The 23,563-nt window shown below is 66.2% G+C and carries 27 protein-coding genes; 3 read left to right on the forward strand and 24 right to left on the reverse strand.

What is annotated here, in order from left to right:
• Positions 1-61: 61 nt before the first annotated feature.
• The 5 genes from P7L68_RS16865 to P7L68_RS16885 form a co-directional block, all read right to left on the reverse strand.
• A complete protein-coding gene (locus P7L68_RS16865; protein ID WP_372006772.1) occupies positions 62-1,039 on the reverse strand; it encodes a beta-ketoacyl-ACP synthase III in 978 nt (325 codons plus the stop codon).
• Positions 1,036-2,094, reverse strand: a complete 1,059-nt coding sequence (gene plsX, locus P7L68_RS16870) for a phosphate acyltransferase PlsX (RefSeq protein ID WP_372006773.1) — start codon at positions 2,092-2,094, stop codon at positions 1,036-1,038. Before plsX ends, P7L68_RS16865 begins: the two co-directional genes overlap by 4 nt.
• 80 nt (positions 2,095-2,174) lie before the next feature.
• On the reverse strand, positions 2,175-2,360 hold the full coding sequence (rpmF, locus tag P7L68_RS16875; RefSeq protein ID WP_014745329.1) for a 50S ribosomal protein L32: 186 nt from the start codon (positions 2,358-2,360) through the stop codon (positions 2,175-2,177).
• A gap of 113 nt (positions 2,361-2,473) precedes the next feature.
• The gene (locus P7L68_RS16880) at positions 2,474-3,091 is read right to left on the reverse strand and encodes a hypothetical protein (RefSeq protein WP_372006774.1); all 618 of its coding nucleotides are present in this window, start codon (positions 3,089-3,091) and stop codon (positions 2,474-2,476) included.
• Between the two features lie 119 nt (positions 3,092-3,210).
• Complete coding sequence (locus P7L68_RS16885) at positions 3,211-3,816, reverse strand: ubiquinol-cytochrome C chaperone family protein (protein WP_372006775.1); 606 nt, start codon at positions 3,814-3,816, stop codon at positions 3,211-3,213.
• Positions 3,817-3,987: 171 nt separating this feature from the next.
• Between P7L68_RS16885 and P7L68_RS16890 the strand changes: the two genes are divergently transcribed.
• Positions 3,988-4,599, forward strand: coding sequence for an outer membrane protein assembly factor BamE (locus tag P7L68_RS16890; RefSeq protein WP_372006776.1), 612 nt, complete (start codon positions 3,988-3,990; stop codon positions 4,597-4,599).
• 109 nt (positions 4,600-4,708) lie between these two features.
• On the opposite strand, the gene P7L68_RS16895 is transcribed toward P7L68_RS16890, so the two are convergent.
• The 11 genes from P7L68_RS16895 to rpiB all read right to left on the reverse strand — a co-directional run bounded on the left by P7L68_RS16895 (position 4,709) and on the right by rpiB (position 13,579).
• Positions 4,709-5,155, reverse strand: a complete 447-nt coding sequence (locus tag P7L68_RS16895; RefSeq protein WP_372006777.1) for a hypothetical protein — start codon at positions 5,153-5,155, stop codon at positions 4,709-4,711.
• 56 nt (positions 5,156-5,211) lie between these two features.
• The gene (locus P7L68_RS16900; protein WP_372006778.1) at positions 5,212-5,781 is read right to left on the reverse strand and encodes a DUF4865 family protein; all 570 of its coding nucleotides are present in this window, start codon (positions 5,779-5,781) and stop codon (positions 5,212-5,214) included.
• Between the two features lie 182 nt (positions 5,782-5,963).
• Positions 5,964-7,004, reverse strand: coding sequence for a thiamine-phosphate kinase (thiL, locus tag P7L68_RS16905; protein ID WP_372006779.1), 1,041 nt, complete (start codon positions 7,002-7,004; stop codon positions 5,964-5,966).
• On the reverse strand, positions 7,001-7,477 hold the full coding sequence (gene nusB / locus P7L68_RS16910; protein WP_372006866.1) for a transcription antitermination factor NusB: 477 nt from the start codon (positions 7,475-7,477) through the stop codon (positions 7,001-7,003). The genes thiL and nusB overlap by 4 nt, the downstream gene beginning before the upstream one ends.
• Positions 7,478-7,613: 136 nt before the next feature.
• Entirely contained in the window at positions 7,614-8,063 is a 450-nt protein-coding gene (locus tag P7L68_RS16915; protein WP_014745337.1) for a 6,7-dimethyl-8-ribityllumazine synthase, read from the reverse strand.
• Positions 8,064-8,070: 7 nt separating this feature from the next.
• Positions 8,071-9,222, reverse strand: a complete 1,152-nt coding sequence (ribB, locus tag P7L68_RS16920; protein WP_372006780.1) for a 3,4-dihydroxy-2-butanone-4-phosphate synthase — start codon at positions 9,220-9,222, stop codon at positions 8,071-8,073.
• A 48-nt stretch (positions 9,223-9,270) separates the two neighbouring features.
• A complete protein-coding gene (locus P7L68_RS16925) occupies positions 9,271-9,903 on the reverse strand; it encodes a riboflavin synthase (protein ID WP_372006781.1) in 633 nt (210 codons plus the stop codon).
• Between the two features lie 67 nt (positions 9,904-9,970).
• Positions 9,971-11,122 carry a bifunctional diaminohydroxyphosphoribosylaminopyrimidine deaminase/5-amino-6-(5-phosphoribosylamino)uracil reductase RibD gene (gene ribD, locus P7L68_RS16930; protein WP_372006782.1) on the reverse strand — a complete coding sequence of 384 codons (1,152 nt, stop codon included), beginning with the start codon at positions 11,120-11,122 and terminating at the stop codon, positions 9,971-9,973.
• Positions 11,115-11,591, reverse strand: a complete 477-nt coding sequence (nrdR, locus tag P7L68_RS16935) for a transcriptional regulator NrdR (protein WP_372006783.1) — start codon at positions 11,589-11,591, stop codon at positions 11,115-11,117. Before nrdR ends, ribD begins: the two co-directional genes overlap by 8 nt.
• Before the next feature lie 92 nt (positions 11,592-11,683).
• Positions 11,684-12,982, reverse strand: a complete 1,299-nt coding sequence (glyA, locus tag P7L68_RS16940) for a serine hydroxymethyltransferase (protein WP_372006784.1) — start codon at positions 12,980-12,982, stop codon at positions 11,684-11,686.
• 153 nt (positions 12,983-13,135) lie between these two features.
• Complete coding sequence (rpiB, locus tag P7L68_RS16945; RefSeq protein WP_372006785.1) at positions 13,136-13,579, reverse strand: ribose 5-phosphate isomerase B; 444 nt, start codon at positions 13,577-13,579, stop codon at positions 13,136-13,138.
• 495 nt (positions 13,580-14,074) lie between these two features.
• Here rpiB and P7L68_RS16950 point away from each other — a divergent pair, with 495 nt between their 5' ends.
• Positions 14,075-14,548: a MucR family transcriptional regulator gene (locus tag P7L68_RS16950; protein ID WP_062765152.1), complete on the forward strand. Its 474-nt coding sequence runs from the start codon at positions 14,075-14,077 to the stop codon at positions 14,546-14,548.
• A 131-nt stretch (positions 14,549-14,679) separates the two neighbouring features.
• On the opposite strand, the gene P7L68_RS16955 is transcribed toward P7L68_RS16950, so the two are convergent.
• The 5 genes from P7L68_RS16955 to aspS form a co-directional block, all read right to left on the reverse strand.
• The gene (locus P7L68_RS16955; protein WP_372006786.1) at positions 14,680-15,339 is read right to left on the reverse strand and encodes a hypothetical protein; all 660 of its coding nucleotides are present in this window, start codon (positions 15,337-15,339) and stop codon (positions 14,680-14,682) included.
• 455 nt (positions 15,340-15,794) lie between these two features.
• Positions 15,795-16,733, reverse strand: a complete 939-nt coding sequence (locus P7L68_RS16960) for a hypothetical protein (protein ID WP_372006787.1) — start codon at positions 16,731-16,733, stop codon at positions 15,795-15,797.
• Positions 16,734-16,736: 3 nt separating this feature from the next.
• Positions 16,737-17,030: a hypothetical protein gene (locus tag P7L68_RS16965; protein WP_372006788.1), complete on the reverse strand. Its 294-nt coding sequence runs from the start codon at positions 17,028-17,030 to the stop codon at positions 16,737-16,739.
• A gap of 46 nt (positions 17,031-17,076) precedes the next feature.
• Entirely contained in the window at positions 17,077-17,349 is a 273-nt protein-coding gene (locus P7L68_RS16970; RefSeq protein WP_372006789.1) for an NHLP leader peptide family RiPP precursor, read from the reverse strand.
• Between the two features lie 227 nt (positions 17,350-17,576).
• On the reverse strand, positions 17,577-19,403 hold the full coding sequence (aspS, locus tag P7L68_RS16975) for an aspartate--tRNA ligase (protein ID WP_372006790.1): 1,827 nt from the start codon (positions 19,401-19,403) through the stop codon (positions 17,577-17,579).
• Positions 19,404-19,660: 257 nt separating this feature from the next.
• On the opposite strand from aspS, the gene rnd reads away from it, so the two are divergent.
• Complete coding sequence (gene rnd, locus P7L68_RS16980) at positions 19,661-20,929, forward strand: ribonuclease D (protein WP_372000097.1); 1,269 nt, start codon at positions 19,661-19,663, stop codon at positions 20,927-20,929.
• On the opposite strand, the gene P7L68_RS16985 is transcribed toward rnd, so the two are convergent.
• From P7L68_RS16985 to P7L68_RS16995, 3 genes are read right to left on the reverse strand one after another with little or no spacing between them, the layout of a single operon-like run.
• Positions 20,930-21,694: a VOC family protein gene (locus P7L68_RS16985; RefSeq protein ID WP_372000098.1), complete on the reverse strand. Its 765-nt coding sequence runs from the start codon at positions 21,692-21,694 to the stop codon at positions 20,930-20,932. It abuts the gene before it with no gap.
• A complete protein-coding gene (locus P7L68_RS16990; protein ID WP_372000100.1) occupies positions 21,691-22,419 on the reverse strand; it encodes a DNA replication protein in 729 nt (242 codons plus the stop codon). The genes P7L68_RS16985 and P7L68_RS16990 overlap by 4 nt, the downstream gene beginning before the upstream one ends.
• On the reverse strand, positions 22,416-23,555 hold the full coding sequence (locus tag P7L68_RS16995) for an AI-2E family transporter (protein WP_372000101.1): 1,140 nt from the start codon (positions 23,553-23,555) through the stop codon (positions 22,416-22,418). The genes P7L68_RS16990 and P7L68_RS16995 overlap by 4 nt, the downstream gene beginning before the upstream one ends.
• Positions 23,556-23,563 lie beyond the last annotated feature (8 nt).

Here is a 23,563-nt window from a genome sequence, read left to right on the forward strand (position 1 = left end):
CGCAGTTACGTCGTTTCGGAAAAGGCGTGAAAGGTTTGCCACCGGCGGATGCGCCGGGACATCACCAGCGGATCAGAGCCGAACCCCAGGCCAAGCCGCCGCCGATCGCTTCGACCAGCACCACCTGACCAGGCAGAATACGACCGTCTGCGACCGCCTCGCTCAGCGCCAGCGGGATTGAGGCTGCAGAGGTGTTGCCGTGGCGATCCACGGTCATCACCACCTTCTCCATCGGCAGGCCCATCTTCCGGGCGGTACCGATGATGATCCGGGCGTTTGCCTGATGCGGCACCAGCCAGTCGATCGCCTCGGCCGTCAGCCCGTTTGCCTCCAGTGCCTCGTTGACGCTGTCGGCCAGCTTGACGACGGCATGACGGAAGACTTCCTTGCCTTCCATCCGCAGATGACCGGCGCTCTGGGTCGATGACACGCCGCCATCGACATAGAGTGCGTCATGATGCCGGCCGTCGGAGAAGAGATGAGTGGAAAGCACACCGCGGTCATCGCTCGTGCCCTCGCCTTCCGCGGCCTGGAGCACCACTGCGCCTGCGCCGTCGCCGAACAGCACGCAGGTCCCGCGGTCGTTCCAGTCCAGGATGCGCGAGAAGGTCTCGGCACCGATCACCAGCGCGGTACGGAACTGGCCGGCCTTCAGGAAGTTGTCGGCGGTCGACAGCGCGAAGATGAAACCCGCGCAGACGGCCTGGACATCGAAAGCGGCCCCGCGGGTGATGCCCAGTCCGGCCTGGATCTTGGTCGCGGTCGCCGGAAAGGTCTCGTCCGGCGTCGAGGTCGCGACCACGATCAGGTCAACTTCATCGGCGCCGATGCCGGCATTGGCGAGTGCTGCGCGCGCCGCATGCAGGCCCAGGGTCGAGGTCAGCTCCTCCGGCGCCGCGATGCGACGCTCGCGGATGCCCGTCCGCTCCCGGATCCACTCGTCGGAGGTGTCGACCATTTTCGACAGGTCGTCATTGGTCAACACCCGGGCGGGCAGGTAGCCGCCGACGCCGAGCACGCGTGCGCGCAATACCGTCATGCCGTTGCCGCCTTCTGCTGGTCGGGCGCACCGTCGATCCGGTCCACCGCGATCCGTTTGAATTCGCCGATGATACGTTCGTTGAAACCATGAGCCACCAGGTCATAGGCGACACCGATGGCATTGGCAAAACCGAGGGCATCGGTACCGCCATGGCTCTTGACCGCGATACCGCCCAGGCCCAGGAACATAGCGCCGTTGTGGTGACGCGGATCGGTCTGTTTCTGGATCGCCTTCAGACTCGACCGCGCAAAGAGATACCCGATCCGGGCCAGCAACGAGCGGCCGAAAGCGGAGCGGAGATAATGGCTGTAGAGCTTTGCCGTGCCCTCGGCCGTCTTCAACGCGATATTGCCGGTAAATCCGTCGGTCACGACGACGTCGACCGTACCCTTGGCGATATCGTCACCTTCGACGAAGCCATGGAAGCGGATGCTCTCGGCTGCCTTAAGCCTCGCCGCCGCCTCTCGAACGGTCTCCAGACCCTTGACCTCTTCCTCACCGACGTTGAGCAGGCCCACCGAGGGGTTCTGATACCCCAGCACGATGCGCGCAAACAGCTCCCCCATCACGGCAAACTGGATGAGGTTGCTCACGTCACATTCGGTATTCGCGCCGAGATCGAGCACGACGCTCTCGCCACGCAATGTCGGCATGGTTGCCGCGATCGCCGGACGATCGATGCCCGGGAGCATGCCGAGCATCATCCGCGCCATCGCCATCAGCGCACCGGTATTCCCGGCCGAGACGGCAGCGCTGGCACGGTTTTCCCGCACCGCCCGAAGGGCCAGGCCCATGCTCGACTTGCGCCCCTGCCTGAGCGCGACCGAGGGGCGCATGGTGCCCGGAACCACTTCGTCGGTGTGCAGGAATTCGGTCGCGGCGAGCAGCTTTTTGCGTCGCTTCATCAGCGCCCGCAGCCGCGGCTCGTCACCGACCATCAGGAACCGGAGGCCCGGATGTCGCTTGAGTGCGATGGCGGCACCCTTGACCACCATCTTGGGAGCCTGATCGCCGCCCATCGCATCGAGTGCGATGGTAACTTCACCGGACAAGGCCACCTCACCTCCGCGCCCTTCGTCGGGCCAGGCAGGCCCGACGTCTTCCTCCGATCACCTGGAGCCGGCAGGCCGGATCAACCGGCCGCCGCCTCGGTCGCGACGTCACGGCCGTCATAGAAGCCGCACGAGCCGCAGACATGGTGCGAGAGCTTCAGCTCACCGCAGTTCGGGCACTCCTGCGCGTTGGTCGCGGTCAGAGCGTGATGGGCACGACGCATGTCGCGCCGCGACTTGGAGACCTTTTTCTTAGGGACGGCCATAGTCTTCGCCTTTCGGGATGGTAACGGTCACGAGCCGAATAGCGCGCTTAGTTAGCGAAAAACCGGCTCGATGGCAAGGCTTCTCCCGGATCTCATATCCGGTGTCATGCCGGTCAGGATGCGTCACCCCCTTCGGGCGTGTCCGTATCCATGCGCTGCTTCAAGGCCGCAAGCTTCGCGAAGGGATGTTCGCGGCCCTTTCCCTCAGGGGCGCTGCCCCCCCTGAGCATGAAGACTTCACGCTCGACCGGCTCCGCTGGCGCCTCAGGGCTCCGCGGATAGGGGTCGATCGCGAGAGAAAAATACTCCGTCGCAAGTTCGCCGACATCCACCCTGCCGTCGATCAGCTGTTCAGGCGGTTCCTGGTCGTCCTCGGGCTCCGCCGCATCGAGGGTTGCCAGCCGCCGGCCGTATTCCGGTTCGGCAAGCGCATCCACGTCGATGGTTTCGGACACCGAGGCTTCAAACCTTAGATTGGTAACGACGCAGGTCTGAATCAACCGTCCCGAGAGATCGAACACCAGATGGGCACCGCCGCGGATCCGTGTCACCGTGACACCGGCCTCCAGGGACAGGATCTGCTCCTGGCCGAGACGTCGGGCAAGTGCGGCGCACTCAGCAGGCGTTGCCGTATAGGAAAAGGTACGCGGCTCCCCAGGCTCGATCGCCTCGATCTCGATGATGCGCGAGAATTCGGGGGTCGGAGCGCTGGTGGTATCGGTGCCGGTCATGAGCGTCGGTCGTCCTTGGAACACGAAGTGCCGGGCCCAGCCGGGCCTGTGGCGGCGCACCCTACTCCATTGGCCGGGGTTTCGCCAGCCCCGGCAATGTGTTGGGTCATGTGCAGGGATCAATCCCCTCCGGCGCCGGACGCATCGTCAGGCTCGACAGACAGTGCGGGCAGTGCCGCATAGACGGCGCGGCCGTCCAGAAGATCCGCGGCCGGCTCACCATCCAGCGCCCGGATACTGGCAAGCACGTAAGACGCCAGCGCGCCGAGCACCGCATCGGACGGCCGCGCGGCGCCTTCGCCATCCACACCGAACACATTGCGGGCAATGGCATCCGCAAGCTCCACGCCACCATCCGCCGACGACGCATCGACGGCGGCATCATAGCTTTTGACCCGGCCATAGAAGGCTTCGCCCATGCGCTTGACATGCTTGCCGACACTCAGATCGCCGACGCCCATCTCGCGCAGCGACCGGTCCATGTCATCGAACATGCGGTCGAACAGAGCCTGCCCGGTCCGCCGGCCGGCCTCCCCCTCGCGCTTCAGACGATGCAGGATCATGAAGACATGCAGCACCAGCATGTCGAACCGGCCGTCCACCGTATCCGGCACACCGAAGTCACGATAAAAGGTGACCGACCGCGCCTGGGCCACCGCCGTATCATAAAGCGCTTCGGCTGCAGCACGCGACCCCGTGCGACCGAACAACCTGTCGAGAAACATCGGGCCTGGACCTCCTCTTTCGACCATCTGCTGGCCGGTTGCACCTGACCGGCCGCCCGTCCGATTGACACCCCGCATCGCTGGATGCAATCTTGGGCCGCCCGCCAGCAGACGGGCCGTCGCATCCCCGCCGCCCTGTACTTTCCGATACCCTGCACTCTCCGACGCCCGATGACAGGCGTCCTGCTGCGCAGATGCCGGTTCGTGCAGGTGGTTATGGAGGCGACGCCCCACAGCGTCAACGGTGACATCGCCAAGATGATCCGGTCAGCGCCCCGGCGCCGCCCCATTTTCCCGTCCGTCACCCGCACCGCGCCCATGGTCGCGGTGGTTCTTGCCGGCCTCGCCCTCGGCGCCTGCCAGCCGGTGATCCGCACCCACGGCTTCATGCCGTCGAAGGACGAGATCGCCCAGCTGCAGCCCGGCGTTCAGACCCGCGAGGATGTCCGCGCCATTCTGGGTGCGCCGGCCACGACGGGCACGTTTGAAACCGATACCTGGTACTACATCCAGCGTCGGACCAGTACCGTCGCCTTCTATTCGGCCGATGTTACGGAACAGGACGTCCTGGGCCTGCGTTTCGGCACGGATGGCCGGCTGGCCGATGTGCTGCGCTTCGGCCTGGATGACGCACGCCAGGTGAGCTATGTCGACCGGATCACGCCGACCTCCGGCAACGAGTTGACCGTGCTGGAGCAGTTCATCGGCAATATCGGTCGGTTCAATTCGGACCCATCGGCCACCAACCCGGGCAACCCTTCGGGTATGGGCCGGCCGCGCTGACGCGCCCCTACAGCGCATTGCAGACAAAAAGAACGGGGTCGATCGCTCGACCCCTTCTTCATGTCCAGCCGGCGCCTGCCCGTCGGATCCGCAATTCCCTGGCCAGCCGTCAATTGATCTTCTGTGCCGCCACGTCGCTGGTCCGTTGGATCAGGACGTCTGCGACGATCTCCCGTCTGAACCAGTCATTGGCCGCATCGGCAAGGCCGATTTTGATCTCGTCCAGGGTCGGCTCACGACCAAGACGATCTGCCGTGGTTGAAATCTGCTGTGCGGCACCGGTCAGTACCGGGCGCAGGCGCTCGATGCCGGCCGACACTTCGTCCTCGTCCGCACCGGGTACGAGTTCGAGCACCAGGTCCAGCATGAGATAGCGATAGACCACACCGTGCCGGATCATGGGCACGCCCACACCGGTGAGGCCGACAAATATCGGCACCGGCGTCGTGGCCGATCCCCGCAGATGGCGATCAAAAATGCCGAACGGGTCCCCCCTGTAAATCAACCATCCACCACCGCCCGCAACCACGAGCAGTACAGAGACGATGAAGATCAACAGGACTCTCATCTGGCGTACCGTCCGGATGGGGCGCGATGGCGCCGGGCGTCCGGTCAGCCACGACCCCCCGGCTCTGAGAAGTGCAGCACTTCGTAGGTATTCACGCAATCGGATTGCGCACCCACTGCCGCATTCCGCGAGGCGGCCTCGTCACACCACAGGCTGTAGCGGACAAGTTCCCATCGATCCGCGTCGAGGGCGATCGAATGGGCATAGAGTCCAGGCTTGGTCAGCATCTGCGCTTGCAACGCCGCCTCGCGCTCGCGCACGGCTTCAAGCGGCGTCTCGGGTGCGATGACATCTACTTCACGCACGGCAAAGCGCGGCTGATCGGTGCACGCGCCATGGCCGAAACCGAGCACGAACCACGTCCGCACCCGCGGCCGGCCAAAAGCCTGGGCGAGATTGGCAAACAGGTCCCCGAAGACGAACTGCTTCCAGTCCTCTTCAGAGCGCCAGATATAGAACGGTGCGTAGGCCTGATCCTCCTCATTCAGGAGGAAGGACTTCATCACCAGTCCCGGGTGATGGTCGTAGAGCGATCCGCGTTCGGCCACGCGGCGGCGGATCATATCCGCGTCCACGTCGGCCTTCAGACGGACTGTGTATTGCAGCGCCAGCATCGTCTGCGTTCGTCCCCCCGCGATCGATGGGCCCCCGCCGTCGCGCAGATGCACGCGATTGACGGGTCAGATATCTCCGGGCGCACGCGGCCCTGCGTGCTTCGAAGGTGTATCCGCGGACGTTACGCCATCGTTGCCGTCGCGAGAACGGTCATTCACGCATGACGCCCATGCAAGCTGCGTCAGAAATGCACATGTCCGGGCCTGTCGGCCGCAATGATACGCCCGTCTGCGTTGATCAGCACCGTCCGACCCCTGTCTCCGGCCCTCGGAACAATCCGGCCGACACGGCTGACATGAATGCCTTCGCGTGCGGACAGTGCCTTGATCGCATGGGCCGCGGCAGATGGTGCCGTAAAGACCAGTTCATAATCGTCGCCGCCCGTCCAGACGATCGGCGCAAGATCAGGACGGGCTGCCACGACACGGGCGGCCGCAGCCGAGCGGGGCACCAGATCGATTCTGAGTTCGGCATCGACACCGGACGTCTCGGCGATATGACCGAGATCAGCTGGCAAACCGTCGGAGACGTCCGCACAGGCCGTGGCCAGCCCGACCAGGATCCGCCCCAGCGCCAGTCGCGGCTCCGGCAGCTGCCGGCGCAGCTCCAGCCCGGCGGTTTCTCCGGCAGTGAGGCCGATGGCTGCCGGGTCGAAACGGCCATACCCCGCCTCGACCGAGAGCGCCGCATCGCCGATGGTACCTGAAACCCAGACATCGTCTCCCGGCCGGGCACCGCCACGGGTGAGCAGTGCCGATGGCGATGCGGCATGACCGAGCAGCGTCAGGCTGGCCATGGCGGGACCATCGGTGCCCACAGTATCGCCCCCCAGAACCGCCACGCCGTAGCGCCCCTGATCGGCCGCAAGCCCCTGGGTGAAGCGCCGGATCCAGGCCCCGGCATCGGCGCCCGGAACCGCCAGTGCCAGAAGATAGGCGACCGGCGTTGCACCCATCGCCGCCAGATCCGAGAGGTTCACCCGCAGCAGCTTGCGTGCCACAATCTCGGGCGGCTCACCCGGAAACCAATGCCGTCCTTCAACCATCGCATCCTTGGCGGCAACCAGGATGCGCCCTGGCGGCAGGGCGAGCCAGCCGGCATCATCGGTCAGGTCCATCGCGCCGGGCAGCGGCCGGGCCAGCGGACGCAGCCAGCGTTCGATGGCGCCGAACTCTCCGAGCGGCACCTCTGTGGCGGCGTCGTCCGGCGCCTGCCCGGTCACTTGCGGGCAGCCCCGCCTGCCGGCTTGCCGCCACGATGATCGGCGCGCAGATGCCCGGCCAGCCGGTCCAGAATACCGTTCACGAAACCCGGCTCCGAGCCGGAGAAGAAGGCATGGGCGACATTGACGTATTCGTTGATGATCACCGCCGTCGGCACGTCGGTGCGCGCGGTCAGCTCATAGGCGCCCGCACGCAGAATGGCCCGGAGAGTCTGCTCCACCCGTTCCAGTCGCCAGCCTTCGGCCAGCGAGGATTCCAGCATCGGGTCGATCTCGGCCTGCGCCGCGGCGACACCGGTCACGATGTCGCGGAAATGGTCGCGGTCGGCATCCAGCTCCAGCCCGTCGTCGATCACCTTGCCGATGCGGTGGTTCAGGAATTCGGCAATGACCGCCTCGGCCCGGGCGGCATTGAAGTCGATCTGATAGAGCGCCTGGACGGCAGCAAGGCGCGCCGCCGTCCGGCGGGCCATGCCGGCCTCGCGGCCGGGGCGCGGGGCGCCGCTGCGCTTGCCCGCCCGTGCAGCAGCGGGTTTCGCATCCGTCTTGGCACCCGGTTTCACCGGGGCGGCGTCACGCGGCTTATCGGTCATGGCGATTCCTGGTCCTTCAGCCCTGCTGGAACTGGCGCTTGATCTCGATCATGCGCAGGCAGGCGTTGGCCACGTCGGCGCCCTTATTGGCCCGGTCAGCGCGGGCGCGGGCCCAGGCCTGCTCGCGGTTCTCGACGGTCAGGATGCCATAGCCGATGCAAGCCTTGCGATCGATCGCAAGCTGGTTGAGCCCGCGGGCGCTTTCGCCGCAGACGTAATCGTAATGGGTGGTGTCGCCGCGGATCACGCAGCCCAGCGCCACGAAGCCGTCATAACGGCCGCTGTCGAGCGCGAAGCGGATCGCCGCAGGAATCTCGAAGGCACCCGGCACGGCCAGGCGCTCGACCTGGGCGCCGGCGGCTTCCAGCACGCCCATGGCGCCATCGACAAGCGCATCGGCGATGTCCTCGTAGAAGCGCGCCTCGACGATCAGGATACGCAGATCGGAAGTGGTGACCGTGGCCATGGGTGTCTCAGACCTTCTCGATGATCAGCGGGGCATGCCCGGTGATGTGCAGGCCGTAGCCGTCCAGCCCCACCACCGTCTGCCGCGAATTGCTCAGCAGGATCATGTTGCGCACGCCCAGGTCCAGCAGGATCTGGGCGCCGGTGCCGTAGTCGCGCAGGGTCGATGCGGCCTGCGGGCTTTCAAGCCGGGCCCGTGCCAGATCCGAAAGACCCGTGGGCCGCGGCTCGCGCAACAGGACCAGTACGCCGCGACCGGCCCGGTCGATCTGCTCCATGGCGGCGCGCACCGCACCGGCACGGCCGCTGCTGCGGTCGCCCAGAAGATCGTCGAAGGCGTTGACCACATGCATGCGCACCAACACCGACTGGTCGCCGACAGCCGCCAGATCGCCCTTCACCAGCGCCATATGCTCGGAACCGTCGATCTTGCTGGCATAGACGATCATCCGCCACTCGCCGCCAAAATGGCTGCGGAACAGGCCGTCGGTCAGACGCTCGACCAGTTTCTCGGTGCGCCGGCGATAGGCGATCAGATCGGCGATCGTGCCGATCTTCAGCCCGTGCAGCTGGGCGAAGGGCACCAGATCGGGCATGCGGGCCATGGTGCCGTCGTCGTTCATGATCTCGCAGATCACGCCCGACGGGTTCATGCCGGCCAGCCGTGCGATGTCCACCGCCGCCTCGGTGTGCCCGGCACGGACCAGCACGCCGCCGTCACGGGCACGAAGCGGAAAGATGTGGCCCGGAGTCACCACGTCGCGGGCGCCTTTGGCCGGATCGATCGCGACCTGCACGGTATGGGCGCGGTCGGCGGCCGAGATCCCGGTGGTCACACCATCCCGGGCCTCGATCGAGAGGGTGAAGTTGGTGTGATGGCGCGAGGCGTTGCGCTGGGTCATCAGCGGCAGGTTCAATTCCTCGACCCGTTCGCCGGTCAGGGTCAGGCAGATCAACCCGCGGCCATATTTGGCCATGAAGTTGATCACCTCGGGCGTCACCATTTCGGCCGGGATGACCAGGTCGCCTTCGTTCTCGCGATCCTCGTCATCGACCAGCACCACCATGCGGCCGTTGCGGGCGTCCTCGATCACCTCTTCGATGCTCGAGATATAGCCACGGACGTCGTCGGCGCCGCCCTCGTCCTTGATCACCGTCATGGTCTTCCTCTCCTCTGGGCCGCCTTCGATCGGACGGCCTCCCGCTGCTCAGCCGCGGATGCCCGCCTGCCACTCGTTCAACCGCGCCACATAGCGCGCAAGCACGTCGATCTCAAGGTTAATCGCATCGCCAGGCTTGCGGTCGCACAGCGTGGTGTGGATCCAGGTGTGGGGGATGATGTTGACGCCAAACCGGGTGCCGTCGACCTCGTTCACCGTCAGCGAAATGCCGTCGATGGTGACCGAGCCCTTGGGTGCAATGAAGCCGGCAAGCTCTGCCGGCGCCTCGAACACTAGGCGGTGGGAGCCGCCTTCAGGCGTGATCGATACCAGGCGGCCCAGCCCGTCGACATGGCCGAGGACGACATGACCGCCCAGCTCGTCGCCGACCTTCGCCGCCCGCTCAAGATTGATCCGCCGGCCGGCATCCCAGCTGCCGAGCGTGGTCCGGGAGAGCGTTTCGCCCGAGGCCTCGACCAGGAACCAGCCCTGCCCTGCCCCGTCGCGGCCGCGCTCGATCACCGTCAGACAGCAGCCCGAACAGGCGATGGAGGCACCGATATCGATACCGTCGGGGTCATAGGACGTCCGGATCGTCAGTCGGCGGTCCTCCGCCGCCCCGGCTTCCGGGGCCTGAACGGAGACGATCTCGCCGATGTCGGTGATGATGCCGGTGAACATGGGACACGACCTTCTGCCGGGGGAGCGCGGCCGGAACACGCGCGGGGAATTCGGGAGGATGAAAGGCTCAGCCGCCGGGCGTGACCACGGCGGTACCCGCATAGACCTCATAAAGGTCGGGGCCGAGCTGCCGGCTGTCCAGCCGGACAAAGGCCGCCATGTCCACCAGCTCGCGCACGCCGTAAGATCGCGCAGCCGGTACACCGTCGCCACCCATCACCGCCGGCGCCCGGAACCAGTGGATACGATCGACCAGCCGGTCGCGTAGCAGCGAGGCGGCCAGTTCTCCACCCCCCTCGACCAGCACCCGCGTGATGCCGCGATCGCCCAGCGCCTCGGTCAGCCGCAACGGATCGGGCCGGCCATCGACGCCATGGGGCACCTCGATCACGGTGATGCCGGCTGCGACCAGTGCATCGTGGCGACTGCGCTCGCAGTCGGCGCGGGTGATGACCCAGACGGGCGGATGACCACCCTCGCACGCCTCGCGCACCAGGGTGTGCGTCAGCGGCAGCCGCAGGCGGCTGTCGATCACCACCCTGACGGGGGAGCGTTCCTCAAGCCCGGGTATCCTCACATTGAGGCGCGGATTGTCGGCAAGGGCCGTGCCGACGCCGACCATGATCGCGTCATGGTTCGCCCGCAACATATGGCCCATCGCCCGAGCCTCGGGCCCGGTGATCCACTGGCTCTCACCCGCTGCGGTCGCAATCCTGCCGTCGAGCGTCGTCGCAACCTTCCAGGCGACCAGCGGTCGCCCCTTCAGGATCCGGGAGAAGAAGCCGGCATTGAGTGCACCCGCCTCGGCCGCCATCAGCCCCAGATCGACCGTCATGCCCGCTGCTGCCATCCGGTCCAGCCCCCGGCCACTGACCCGCGGATCGGGATCGCCGGTCGCCACCACCGCCCGGGCCACGCCGGCCGCAACCAGTGCATCGGCACAGGGTGGCGTCTTGCCCCAATGGGCGCAGGGCTCCAGGCTGACATAGGCCGTAGCCCCGCGAGCGGCCGCGCCTGCCTCTGCAAGAGCCATGGCCTCGCCATGAGGCCGGCCACCGGGCTGGGTCCAGCCACGGCCGACGACCCGGCCATCGACCGACACCAGAACACAGCCCACGGCGGGGTTCGGCCAGACCCGACCCAGGCCGCGCCGGGCCAGGGTCAAGGCGTGAGCCATATGGTGGCGGTCGGCCTCGCTCCAGATCACCGGCTCAGCCATCGCCGCCCCGCCCCGGATCACCGCCGCCAAGGCTGCCGATCAACGCCTGGAAGTCGTCGACCTCGCGGAAATCCTTGTAGACCGAGGCAAAGCGGACATAGGCGATCTTGTCGACGCCGATCAGCGCCTCCATCACCGCCTCGCCGATCCGGCCGGTCTCGATCTCGGTCTCACCCAGCCCTTCAAGCCGCCGGTGAATGGCGCTCACCATCCGCTCGACCTGCTCGGCCTCCACCGGGCGCTTGCGCACCGCGATGCGGATCGAACGGGCAAGCTTCTCACGGTCGAAGGGTTCGCGCGTGCCGTCCTTCTTGACCACCACCAGTTCGCGGAGCTGGACGCGCTCGAAGGTGGTGAAGCGGGCGCCACAGGCAGCACAATGCCGGCGCCGCCGGATGGCAGAGCCTTCCTCCGCCGGCCGGCTGTCCTTCACCTGGGTCTCTTCGTTGCCACAGAACGGGCAGCGCATTTCACCTCCGCAAACCGGGCGTCATGAAGATCAGGCGCCATGAACCGGGGGGCGCAGGCCCGCCCCCCGGTCTTGGGAGGCGGGCCTGCGGATCAAAGAGCCGGATAGATCGGGAAGCGGTCGCAGAGCGCCTTGACCTCGGCGCGAACCGCAGCCTCCACCTCGGCATCACCTTCAGGCTTCGCCGCCAGCGCATCAAGCACGCGCACGATCATCTCGCCCACCTGGCGGAATTCGGCCTCGCCGAAGCCGCGGGTGGTGGCCGCCGGGGTCCCGAGACGGATGCCCGAGGTCACCATCGGCTTTTCAGGGTCGAAGGGGATCGCGTTCTTGTTGCAGGTCATGCCCGTGCGCTCAAGCGCATGCTCGGTGGCATTTCCCTTCAGGCCCTTGGGCCGAAGGTCGACCAGCATCAGATGGTTGTCGGTGCCGCCGGTGACGATATCAAGACCGCCGGCCACCAGCGTCTCGGCCAGGACCTGGGCATTGGCCACCACCTGGCGGGCATAGGCCTTGAATTCGGGCCGCAGCGCCTCCCCGAAGGCCACCGCCTTGCCGGCGATGACATGCATCAGCGGGCCGCCCTGCAGGCCGGGGAACACGGCCGAGTTGATCTTCTTGGCAATCGCTTCGTCATTCGTCAGCACCATGCCGCCACGCGGACCGCGCAGGGTCTTATGGGTGGTGGTGGTGACCACATGGGCATGCGGCAGCGGCGACGGATGGGCGCCGGCAGCCACCAGGCCGGCGAAGTGGGCCATATCGACCATCAGATACGCACCGACCTCGTCCGCGATCGCACGGAAGCGGGCAAAGTCGAAGACGCGGCTATAGGCCGAACCACCGGCAATGATCAGCTTCGGCTTGCTCTCCTTCGCCAGCCGCTCGACCTCGTCCATGTCGATCCGGCCGTCTTCCGGACGGACGCCGTACTGGACGGCGTGGAACCACTTACCCGACTGGTTCGGTGCCGCACCGTGGGTCAGATGGCCGCCGGCCGCCAGCGACAGGCCCAGAATGGTGTCGCCCGGCTGCAACAGTGCCTGGAACACCGCCTGATTGGCCTGGGCGCCGGAATGGGGCTGGACGTTGGCAAAGGCGCAGCCGAACAGGGCGCAGGCCCTCTCGATCGCCAGCTTCTCGGCGACGTCGACATACTCGCAGCCGCCGTAATAGCGCTTGCCCGGATAGCCCTCGGCATACTTGTTGGTCAGCACCGTGCCCTGGGCGGCGATCACCGCCGGGCTTGCGATGTTTTCGGAAGCGATCAGCTCAATCTGGTCACGCTGCCGGACAAGTTCGTCGTTGATCGAGCGCATCAGCTCGGTGTCATCGGCGAGAGCGGCGCGGAAGAAGGCCGCGGCACTGTAGCTGGGGGTCTGATCGGTCATCGGTCGGCACTTTCTGACGGGGTCGCGCTCATGCGGGACAAGACGCTGGGACCGGGACGGCCCTAAGGACCGGTGCGGTCGGATACTGGAACGGCGGCGGCGGCACCCCGCACACACCGGAGCACCGCCGCCGTCACGAACGGATCTGTGCGGTCAGCCGAGCTTGTCGACCCGCCGCTGATGACGACCGCCTTCGAAGGGCGTATCCAGGAACACCCGGAGCGCATCCCGCGCGGTCTCGACACCGGTCACGCGCGCCCCGAAGGCCACGACATTGGCGTCGTTATGCTCGCGGCAGAGCCGGGCGGTGAGCGCATCATGGACCAGAGCGGCCCGGATATGGGGATGACGGTTGGCGGCGATCGAGATGCCGATGCCGGATCCGCAGATCAGCACGCCGCGCGCCGCACGACCCTCGGCCAGGGCGGCAGCCAGCGCATTGGCGAAATCGGGATAGTCCACCGAAGCGGAACCGTCGGTCCCGAGGTCCAGGACATCCAGACCTCGCGCGGCGAGGTCTTCCTTCAGGACCGTTTTGAGGTCGACGCCGCCGTGATCACAGGCGATCGCCACGATACGGGTGCTGTCCTCGGACATTCCGGCCCCTTCCATCGCATCGAGACCCAGGCGACCGGCCCGATGGCCAGGGTTCCGATGCCGGTTGTCCGGCGTCGGAGCCCGGTTCGGGAAGCCCGGTCGCGGCGCCCCTCTCCCTTAACACAACCCGTCTGCCGCGCCAACTGCGGTACACACATGCCCCGTCGCCGGCGCATGCATGGTCACCGGCCGCCGCCGACCGACGTACCGGTAGCACCCTCATTCTCCCAAATCCATCGCGGTCGATTCTGGCCCAATACTGATAAAGCCATCACCTCCTGCCATATTTCTGTTGTGATATCTGTGGGTGCAAGTCATCATGCGGCGAGTGATATTTGCAGGACGCCTGTGCACCGGAACCAGACCAAGTTCCGGACGTGGTTCAAAGCCGAGCGACGCCGGTTCGATATGATCTGGAAGACGTGCGGACTGTCCTGCGGCAACACATTGTGCGGCGACTACAACGGCTGCCAGCCATCGGAAAGCGAGCGCTCCATGTCGGATAGTTCCGAGAACCCCACCATCGCCCATGACAAGCTGCTGAGCATGGCCGCGCAGATCGTCGCGGCCTATGTCAGCCACAACAGCCTGCCGGCCCAGCAACTCCCCGAGATCATCCAGACGGTCTACGGCGCGCTGAACGACCAGCAGAACGGTACGGCGACCGCACAGGAAGTCGTGCGCGAAGAAGCGCAGAAGCCTGCGGTCCCGGTCCGGAAGTCGATCACGCCGGACTACATCGTCTGCCTGGAAGACGGTAAGAAACTGAAGATGCTGAAGCGGCATCTGCGCGCCAACTATGGCATGACCCCCGAGGAATACCGTGCCAAATGGGGCCTGGCGCCGGACTATCCGATGGTGGCACCGAATTATGCACGCCAGCGGTCGGACTTCGCCAAGAAGATCGGCCTGGGTCGTGCGACCAATGCACCGCGGGCGCGTGGCGGCCGGCGGGCAGCGCAGGCCTGAAAGCCAGCCCCGCATTCGCGCAGGACGGCCTCGAAGGTCGCCAGACGGGCTGAACCGAATGGGGCGCCGCAAGATCTGCGGCGCCCCATTCGTATTTGCGGGCAAGTTTTCACAAATTTAAATAAAATGCATTATTTAGCGTCGTCGTCCCTGCCGGCCGCAATGCCGTGCCACAGCCGGGCCCCGAGATAGATCTTGGCTGCAGGGCCCGCCGCCGTCGGCAGCAGCTTGGCATGGCTGATCCCGACCAGAAGCGCCGCAGCAGGGATTCGGGCAAAGAGACGATGGCGCCCCACGGCCCGCAACACCCGCTCAATCAGTTGCGGATGGGCCGCCTGCGCTTCGCACATCACCCCGAGCAACCGCGGCCAATTGCCCGGGCGCCCCATATGGAAGCGGGTATCCCCGTTGATCTCGATCCCGACCCGCGGTGATATCCCCATCGCCGTCAGATCGATCGACAGCGCCAGCTCTCCCCCTGCGACCCGAAGCTGGCCCGCGAGCGGCAGGATGGACACGAGCGCCCCATCCAGCGCCTCCGGCTCCATCTCCCCGGCGAGCAAGGACGGGATCGCTTCGGGCCTGAGACGACGGATCACAACCCGCAAGGCTTCAGTGCCGCCGGCCCTGCCAATCATGCGACCGGCCTGAAAAACCTCGGCCCAAGGAGGCAACCGGTCCAGCAGGCGTCGGAAGGTTGCGCGGATGCCGGGCCCGATATCTCCCGACAGGCTGCACAGCGGGGCAAAGCCGACAGACGGGTCGGCATGAAAGCGGTTGGTCGGCGACATTTCGGGGATCTCATCCGCAAGATCGACAGGGGCCGTGAACACCCCCGCATCTCTGGCATCCGGTGTGCCGGTATCGAATTCCAGAAGCAGATCCCGCAGCTGGGGCAGCGCGCCCGTCCGCCAGTCCTCGATCGTCCGAATCACCCGATCCCAGGCATCATCGGACCAAAGCCCCCGCCAGGCGCCGTCGGGGGCGACACAGGCAGGGTCCCCCGCCTCCTGACGGGTCATCGCAACACAAAGATCGACAGGCCCGCCGTCGGGCACGTCAGCGCGCAGTTCGAAACCGAAAGAGTTGCGCGCCAGGGCAGCCGGCACCGCGGCAGCGACCTCCATGATCCGTCGGCGATCCGCCACAGGGACCAGATCCCGGCCCGTCACACCAAGCAGTGCCTGTATGGCCGGCGCCATTCCCCGGCCATGACGCAGATGAGTTTCCCCCTGATCGCAGGCCATCATATGCCATCCCCGCACCCGCATGCGCGCGCCAGGGCCGCCAATGTCAGCGCCGTTGCAAGCGCATCTGAATGATAGCGACAACCCGGTGGCGCTGGTGGCGTTATGCCCAGATAGATGGTGTCTGAACGAGAGCGGCCATGTTCCATAACCTCCCGGACCAGGCGCGCAACAGCCTGATCCCTGAGCGCGAACGGCACGGTGCCGAGGCTGTCGGCAACCTCAAGAGCCTGCGCCAGACGGAAGGGCGTCGCTGCCGCATCTTCCAGCACCTCAGTCGCGATCCGGGAGACGCCCGACAACGCCGGCCGCAGCACCTCTGCGCCCCGGCGGACGGCACGGGCGACGGCCTGGGCCAGATCGACCGGATGGTCATAGAATATCAGCGCCGCCGATGCGGGCCCGGAACAGGCTGCGATCACGAAATCGGCAGCGCCCCTGCAATCGGTATGCTCGCCAAGCCAGGCGATCATGTTGGCATTGACCACGGCATCAATATCCAGATCGGCTCTCGGCCCCGCCATCCAGGTCCGGAAGCGGCCATCCGGCACTCGTGCCGCGAGCCCCAGGCCACGATTACGCCCGAATGCAATCCAGGGATGGGCGCCCGACAGCGCCATCGAAGCACAGGCGGTGTCGTCACAATCCGGCACAAATCCGTCGAGATAGGCCCAGATCCCGGGAGACCGCATGGTGCGCACAAGAAAACCGCGCGAACGGTCGATCAGCATCGCGAGTTCGGGGCTGTCCGGCCTCGAAATCCCCTCCAGCGCAAGAAGGCCGACCGCCGCCACAAAGGGCGTGCGTTCCTCGATCGCAGGGCCGGGCGACTCATCGGCCAGGACCGGCACACGCTGCGAGGGCCAGCAACCATCGGGCCCGACAACGTTGCCCAGCCAGTCGCAGGCCATGGTGAGGGCCAGGTCGATCTCGCCCATTCGTCACCGCATATTGCCGGGAATCGGAGACTGCGGTGCGTTGAGCCAAGGCGTCAGATCGAGATTGGACCGCGACGCAATGACCTGCGCAAGGAGCTGCTGGATCTCTGCATCCGTGAACCCACCCGTCCCACCAGCGACGCCGTCCAGAGCCTCATCCTCCAATGCACCATCCCCCGCAGAATACTGCGCCCTGAAGATCTGCATCACCGCAGACTTCGGATCACTCTCCAGAAGAGCTGCCAGTTCCGGCTTTTCCCGTACTGCCGCCGCAATACGGGTCATGATCTCGTCCATGCTCAGCAACATATCTCTGCCCCGGTCCGTCGCCTGCGAACCGGCCTTACATCGGGAAATGGAGGTTGTTCCAGTCGACATTACCGCCTGAAACCGCTTCCAGCGACGCATCGTCCAGCGCATCGCCCGCCGGCGGCAGCACGATATGCAGGCGGGACGGCGTCTCCTCATGCACCACCACGTCCAGAGCTGCGGGCAGTTCAATGCCAAGCAGCATCGAAATCGCGGCCTTGGGGTCGCGGAGCATGGTCGCGCGAAACTCGGGATCGGCATCCACGCGTTCCAGGATGCGGGTCAGGGCGTCATCACGAGAGAGCATGCGGTCTTGCCTTTCAGGGATCATGCACGGCAACGATCCGCCCCGGGGCGGTCTTTTCGCTACGGCGATCATCCGTCGCCGCGTCCGCTCGGGCAATCTGCACCTGCGGACATGTCAACCGGCATTGAACCATGTCCCGCTATGGCGCCCGAAATGAAAAGGCCGGCCCTACCCGATGGTTATCGGGCGGGGCCGGCCTTGTTCCGGCGTGGTCGATGGTGCTTCGCTCAGGCCTCGGCAGCCGGTGCGGCATCGCCGGCAGGCTTTTCGGCCTTCACCACCTTGGGCGGCAGCACCACACGCAGGTGCAGCTCTTTCAACTGCTCCGGCGTCGCCTCGTGCGGCGCGTTCATCATCGGATCCTGGGCCTGCTGGTTCATCGGGAAGGCCACCACCTCGCGGATATTCGGCTGATCGGCCAGCAGCATCACGATACGGTCGACACCCGGAGCAATGCCACCATGCGGCGGGGCGCCGAAGCGGAAGGCGTTCAGCATGCCGCCGAACTTGTCCTCAACCACTTCGGGTCCATAGCCGGCGATCTCGAAGGCGCGGTACATGATCTCGGGCTTGTGGTTACGAATCGCCCCCGACGAGAGTTCAACGCCATTACAGACGATGTCGTACTGATAGGCGTTGATCTCAAGCGGATCCTTGGTGTTGAGCGCGTCAAGCCCACCCTGCGGCATCGAGAACGGGTTGTGGCTGAACACGATCTGGTTCAGCTTCTCGTCGAACTCGTACATCGGGAAATCGACGATCCAGCACAGCCGGAAGACGTCAGGCTCGATCAGGTCGAGTTCCGCGCCCAGCTTGAGACGGGCGGCACCGGCAAGCTTCGCAGCCTTCTCGGCCACATCAGTGGCGAAGAACACGCCGTCGCCATCGCCCAGGCCCAACTGCGCCTTCATTTCGGCCAGACGCTCATCGCCAAGATTCTTGGCGATCGGCCCCTTGCCGCCGCCATTCTCGAAAGCGATCCAGCCCATCCCCGGAGCCCCCTGCTCGCGGGCCCAGTCGTTCATCTTGTCGAAGAAGCTGCGCGGCCGGTCGGCAACGTTCTTCACCGGCACCGCACGCACCACCTTTCCGGCCTCGACCGCTTTGGCGAAAACGCCGAAGCCCGAACCGCGGAAGATATCCGACACATCCGCAATCTCGATCGGGATGCGCAGATCCGGCTTGTCGGAGCCGTATTTCAGCATGGCCTCGGCGAAGGGAATACGCGGGAACGGTCCGGCTGGCACATGGCGGCTGCCGCCGAATTCCTCAAACACCCCACGCAGCACCGGCTCGATCGCCTGGAAGACGTCTTCCTGGGTCACGAACGACATCTCAATATCGAGCTGATAGAATTCACCGGGGCTACGATCGGCGCGGGCATCCTCGTCGCGGAAGCAGGGAGCGATCTGGAAGTAGCGATCGAAACCGGCCACCATCAGCAGCTGCTTGAACTGCTGCGGTGCCTGCGGCAGGGCGTAGAACTTGCCCGGATGGATGCGGCTCGGCACCAGGAAGTCGCGCGCGCCCTCGGGGCTCGACGCGGTCAGGATCGGGGTCTGGAATTCCATGAAGCCCTGATCAGTCATCCGCCGGCGCAGCGACGAGATCACCTGTGAGCGCAACACGATGTTCTTGTGCACATGCTCGCGGCGCAGGTCCAGATAGCGATAGCGCAGCCGGGTGTCTTCCGGATAGTCACGGTCGCTGTTGACCTGGAGCGGCAGCGGGTCGGCCGCCGACTGCAGCGAAAGCTCCTCGACCCGGACTTCGATCTCGCCGGTAGACATGCCGGCGTTCACCGTCTCGGGGCTGCGGGCCACGACCCGGCCGGTGGCGGTGATCACGCTCTCGTTCTTCAGCTCTTCCGCCAGCTTGAAGGCGGCGCTGTCGACGTCGACCACGATCTGGGTCAGGCCGTAATGGTCGCGCAGGTCGATGAACAGCAGATTGCCGTGATCGCGCTTGCGATGCACCCAGCCCGAAAGCCGGACGGTCTGGCCCTCATGGGCGAGCGTCAGTTCATTGCAGGTATGCGAGCGATAGGCATGCATCGGTTCGGGCCTGTTCGTCAGCGGGCGGGTCGAGAGTGGGTGCGGCAACCGGATGCGGCAGCGCACGCGAAGGCCCCGCGACGAAAGACTTTCCGCGCGGGACCGGTTCGGAACAACGCACGGATGCCGCCGGATTGTCAAGCCATGCCGCCGTGCATCCCTCGCGCGGGCGCCATGAGTGTCCCGGAAGGTGACGTGACGTGCGTCGCCCGTGGCGGCGGGGCGGGCAATCATGCTATAGACGGAACATGACAGAGATGATCACCGATACCCAGTCGCTGCGGCAGTTGGTCGACGAATTGAAGGCGGAGCCCTTCGTCACCGTCGACACCGAGTTCATGCGCGAAAAGACCTACTGGCCCAAGCTGTGCCTTGTCCAGCTGGCCGGTTCGAAGCGGGCCGCGGCTGTCGATCCGCTGGCGGACGGTATCGATCTCGCGCCGCTCGGTGAACTGCTCGCCGATCCGTCGGTCCTGAAGGTGTTTCACGCCGCCCGACAGGATGTCGAAATCTTTCTGCTGTTGTTCGGCAGCGTACCGCGGCCGATGTTCGATACTCAGGTCGCGGCCATGGTCTGCGGCTTCGGGGAAAGTGTCGGCTACGAGACGCTGGTCAACAAGCTGGCCAAGGCCTCGATCGACAAGTCGTCACGCTTCACCGACTGGTCTCGCCGGCCGCTGACGCCCAAGCAGGTCGCCTATGCTCTGGCCGACGTCACCCATCTGCGCACCGTCTATCTGAAACTTGCAAAGCTGCTGGAAGACAGCGGCCGCGAGGAGTGGCTGGACGAGGAAATGGCGACGCTCAACGCGCCCGAGACCTATGAAAACCGGCCCGAGGCAGCCTGGGAGCGGATCCGCACCCGAAGCCTGGACCGCCGTTTCCTTGGGCTGGTGCGCGAGCTTGCCGCCTGGCGCGAGCGTCAGGCCCAGTCCCGCAATGTGCCGCGGACCTTCATCTCCAAGGACGAAACCCTGCTGGAAATGGCATCCAGCCAGCCCCGCAACGCCGAGGATCTGAAGCGGGTTCGCGGCCTGCCCAAATGGGCGACCGAGGGGGCCGGGGGTGACGAGGTTCTGGCCGCCATCGAGCGGGCGCTGGCCGAGAACCGCAACGCCCTGCCCGACCGTGAGCCACCGCGCGAGCTGCCGCGCGGCCTGGGCCCGCTGATCGAGCTGCTCAAGGTCCTGCTCAAGATGAAGAGCGAGGAACACGGCGTCGCCCGGACCCTCATTGCCTCGCAGGAGGATCTGGAGACCCTGGCGCTTGATGGTGCCTCGGCGCAGATCGCTGCCCTGAAAGGGTGGCGACGCGAGGTTTTCGGTGAAGACGCCCTGCGTCTTCTGGCAGGTGACGTCGCTCTTGGTGCCCGCGGCCGCTCCATCGCCGTGCTGTCCCTCTCTGGCGACGAAACGGTATTGCAGGCAACCCGCCGCAAGCGGCGCAAGCGCAAGACCCGCAAGGATGAAGAGCCAGCCGGCGCGGATGATGCCCCCGCAACGCCGGACGCCGTCACGGCCGATTGATCAACGCTCGGCCTGAAGCATCAGCGTCGGCACCCCTGCCGGCGGCTCCACCAGGGTGAAAACCCGGGTTCCGGGCCGGCGACCGGTCCGGATTGCGGTCACGGCGATGCCTGCCGCGCCCAGGCGCCGATGTGCAGCCTCGATATCAGCCACCCGCCAGCACACCCCCCACAACCGGTCCGGTGCAGGCGGATGTGGCATGTCGGATGTTTCGTGAACCACCTCGACCACCGCGTCGCCGCAGCGGAAGAACAGCATCCGCGCACCCCAGCCCGGGTTGGCGCGATCCAGCCTGAGATCCAGACCCAGCCTTCCGCCGAGCATCGCCAGGGACCGCTCAGGGTCATCACTCGCCACGACCAGATGATCGAGACCGGTAACACTGCCCGTCGCCACCGGCCGCGCAATATCCGGTTCGGCCAGAAGCCAGAGCGCAGGGTCCATACCGCTGCGCAGCACCGCGACCGGGCGGCCATCCACGGCATCGGTACCGTGATCGACGACAAGCCCGCGTCGGGCAGCGAGGCGGGCGGCACGCTCCAGATTTCCGACCGACAGACCGGCATGGGCCAGGCCTTCCGCCACGGCCCCCTCCCCGACGCCGGTCTCGGATCGCACCAGCCGCAGCTCCAGTCCGCCGATCCGGAACCGGGCGACCTTGTCGTCCGCTGCCACGGGGCTGCAATCCAGAATGCAACTGTAGAGCCGGGTGGCGGCATCGATAGCAGGCACCCGGATCATGAGATGGTCGAGCCCGAGAATCATCCGTCGCCTGCCACCTGACTGCGGCCACGAACCCGTGGCACCGGAATGCCGAGCACGCCGCGCGCCAGCGCCACCGTGATCCCGCGGCGTTCGGCCAGCGCCACGGCATCGAGCTGATCCACCAGCCGGCGGGCGGCATCGAAGGACCGTTCCATATGCAGCGTCAGCCAGCGCACCACCTCGCCACTGACCCTGAGCTGACGGTCGGCGAACAGCTTGACCAGCACGGCGCTCAGAAGCGCATCATCAGGCGGTCCCACCCTGACCGCAGGGGCCGCGCGCAGCCTTGAGGCAAGATCCGGCAGGGCCAGCGCCCAGCGGGCCGGCGGCTCGGCACCGGTCAGCAGCAGCGTGCCACCGGCGGCAGCCAGGTGGTTGTAGAGGTGGAACAGGGCCGCCTCGTCGGCGCCGGCGGCAATCGCCTCGCCCACATCCTCCACCAGCACCGCCCGCGCACCACCGGACAACTCAGCCGGTGCCGCATCCGCGGCCAGCCGCTCGGGTGACACCTCCACCGCGCCGCTCATCGCCTGCCACACCCGGGCCAGATGGGTCTTGCCGCAGCCGGCCGGTCCGTGAATGGCAAGCGCCGGCCCCGGCCAGTCGGGCCAGCGATCGAGCCAGGCCACCGCCTCTGCGTTGGATGGCGCGACGAGGAAATCCTCCCGCCCGAGTGCCGGGCGAAGCGCAAGGTCCAACGGCAGTTGAGCGGGGCGTCGTGTCAACGACCAGCCTCCGGAGCATCGGTGGAGCAGGCATCCGGCGCCCCGGTCGCATCGATGACGGTGGCATCGACTGCCGGGCGCGGATCATAGAGCGCACTGGCAAGATAGCGCTCCAGCGCATAGCGCACCACAACCGCAACGCAGACCGCCGCCGGCAGGGCCACCAGCACGCCCACCAGCCCGAACAGCGCGCCGCCGACCATCAGGGCGAAGATGATCCAGACCGGGTGCAGCCCCACGCGATTGCCGACCAGCGGCGGCTGCAGCAGGGTCTCGATCCCCTGCCCGGCCAGGAAGATCGCGCCCGCCGCGATCACATGCCAGTCGGTGCCGAACTGAAGCAGCGAAAAGCCGACCGACAGAGCGAAGCCGCTGATGAAGCCGACAAACGGCACAAAGGACAGGATACCCGCCGCCATGCCGACCGGTACCGCCAGATCCAGCCCGATGGTCACCAGACCCAGCGAATACCAGGTACCGAGGATCAGGCAGAGCAGTGTCTGGCCGCGGACCAGGCCGGCGATGCCGCGATCCATGTCGCGGGCCAGCCGTCGCACCACATCGCGACCGGTCACCGGCACCCAGCCATCGATCCGTGCCATCATCGCGTCCCAGTCGCGCAGCAGATAGAAGCTGACCACCGGGGTGATCAGGATCAGCGAGACCAGATTCGCGATCGACATCACCGAATTCATCACGCCCTTGAGCACGTCGGCGATCATGCCGGCCGCACGGGACCCCTCCCCCTCGGCCGAGGTGAACATCGCCTGGATGCGATCCGCCACTTCGGGCGGCAGTCGACGCCAGAGCAGATCCAGCTGCGGCAGAACCTCTTCACGTACTGCCTTGATGTAGTCCGGCAGCTTGTCGATGAAGGTACTGATCCGGGTCTGGATATAGGGGGCGAGCACGGCAATCCCGATCACGATCACGCCGAAGAACATGATCGTCACCAGCCAGGTGGATGCCATGCGCCCCAGGCCGGCACGTTCGATGCGATCGACCACGGGGTCGAGGAAATAGGCAACCAGAAGCCCCGCCACGAAGGGCAGAAGTACGCCCCCCAGCAGCCACAGGCTGCCGATCAGCACCACGATGAAGGCGGCCCAGAACAGGGTGCGTGCACTACGGCTCATCCGGTCTC

This window comes from Tistrella mobilis, from assembly GCF_041468085.1.
GTDB lineage: Bacteria > Pseudomonadota > Alphaproteobacteria > Tistrellales > Tistrellaceae > Tistrella > Tistrella mobilis_A.

What these genes read in the sequence shown, in the direction of transcription:
- P7L68_RS16865 (WP_372006772.1), bottom strand. Translation starts at nt 1,039, where the DNA reads ATGACGGTATTGCGCGCACGCGTGCTCGGCGTCGGCGGCTACCTGCCC.
- rpmF (WP_014745329.1), bottom strand. Translation starts at nt 2,360, where the DNA reads ATGGCCGTCCCTAAGAAAAAGGTCTCCAAGTCGCGGCGCGACATGCGT.
- P7L68_RS16880 (WP_372006774.1), bottom strand. Translation starts at nt 3,091, where the DNA reads ATGACCGGCACCGATACCACCAGCGCTCCGACCCCCGAATTCTCGCGC.
- P7L68_RS16885 (WP_372006775.1), bottom strand. Translation starts at nt 3,816, where the DNA reads ATGTTTCTCGACAGGTTGTTCGGTCGCACGGGGTCGCGTGCTGCAGCC.
- P7L68_RS16890 (WP_372006776.1), top strand. Translation starts at nt 3,988, where the DNA reads ATGACAGGCGTCCTGCTGCGCAGATGCCGGTTCGTGCAGGTGGTTATG.
- P7L68_RS16900 (WP_372006778.1), bottom strand. Translation starts at nt 5,781, where the DNA reads ATGCTGGCGCTGCAATACACAGTCCGTCTGAAGGCCGACGTGGACGCG.
- nusB (WP_372006866.1), bottom strand. Translation starts at nt 7,477, where the DNA reads ATGGCCCGCCGGACGGCGGCGCGCCTTGCTGCCGTCCAGGCGCTCTAT.
- P7L68_RS16915 (WP_014745337.1), bottom strand. Translation starts at nt 8,063, where the DNA reads ATGGCCACGGTCACCACTTCCGATCTGCGTATCCTGATCGTCGAGGCG.
- ribB (WP_372006780.1), bottom strand. Translation starts at nt 9,222, where the DNA reads ATGACGGTGATCAAGGACGAGGGCGGCGCCGACGACGTCCGTGGCTAT.
- P7L68_RS16925 (WP_372006781.1), bottom strand. Translation starts at nt 9,903, where the DNA reads ATGTTCACCGGCATCATCACCGACATCGGCGAGATCGTCTCCGTTCAG.
- ribD (WP_372006782.1), bottom strand. Translation starts at nt 11,122, where the DNA reads ATGGCTGAGCCGGTGATCTGGAGCGAGGCCGACCGCCACCATATGGCT.
- nrdR (WP_372006783.1), bottom strand. Translation starts at nt 11,591, where the DNA reads ATGCGCTGCCCGTTCTGTGGCAACGAAGAGACCCAGGTGAAGGACAGC.
- glyA (WP_372006784.1), bottom strand. Translation starts at nt 12,982, where the DNA reads ATGACCGATCAGACCCCCAGCTACAGTGCCGCGGCCTTCTTCCGCGCC.
- rpiB (WP_372006785.1), bottom strand. Translation starts at nt 13,579, where the DNA reads ATGTCCGAGGACAGCACCCGTATCGTGGCGATCGCCTGTGATCACGGC.
- P7L68_RS16950 (WP_062765152.1), top strand. Translation starts at nt 14,075, where the DNA reads ATGTCGGATAGTTCCGAGAACCCCACCATCGCCCATGACAAGCTGCTG.
- P7L68_RS16955 (WP_372006786.1), bottom strand. Translation starts at nt 15,339, where the DNA reads ATGTCGCCGACCAACCGCTTTCATGCCGACCCGTCTGTCGGCTTTGCC.
- P7L68_RS16960 (WP_372006787.1), bottom strand. Translation starts at nt 16,733, where the DNA reads ATGGGCGAGATCGACCTGGCCCTCACCATGGCCTGCGACTGGCTGGGC.
- P7L68_RS16965 (WP_372006788.1), bottom strand. Translation starts at nt 17,030, where the DNA reads ATGGACGAGATCATGACCCGTATTGCGGCGGCAGTACGGGAAAAGCCG.
- P7L68_RS16970 (WP_372006789.1), bottom strand. Translation starts at nt 17,349, where the DNA reads ATGCTCTCTCGTGATGACGCCCTGACCCGCATCCTGGAACGCGTGGAT.
- aspS (WP_372006790.1), bottom strand. Translation starts at nt 19,403, where the DNA reads ATGCATGCCTATCGCTCGCATACCTGCAATGAACTGACGCTCGCCCAT.
- rnd (WP_372000097.1), top strand. Translation starts at nt 19,661, where the DNA reads ATGATCACCGATACCCAGTCGCTGCGGCAGTTGGTCGACGAATTGAAG.
- P7L68_RS16985 (WP_372000098.1), bottom strand. Translation starts at nt 21,694, where the DNA reads ATGATTCTCGGGCTCGACCATCTCATGATCCGGGTGCCTGCTATCGAT.
- P7L68_RS16995 (WP_372000101.1), bottom strand. Translation starts at nt 23,555, where the DNA reads ATGAGCCGTAGTGCACGCACCCTGTTCTGGGCCGCCTTCATCGTGGTG.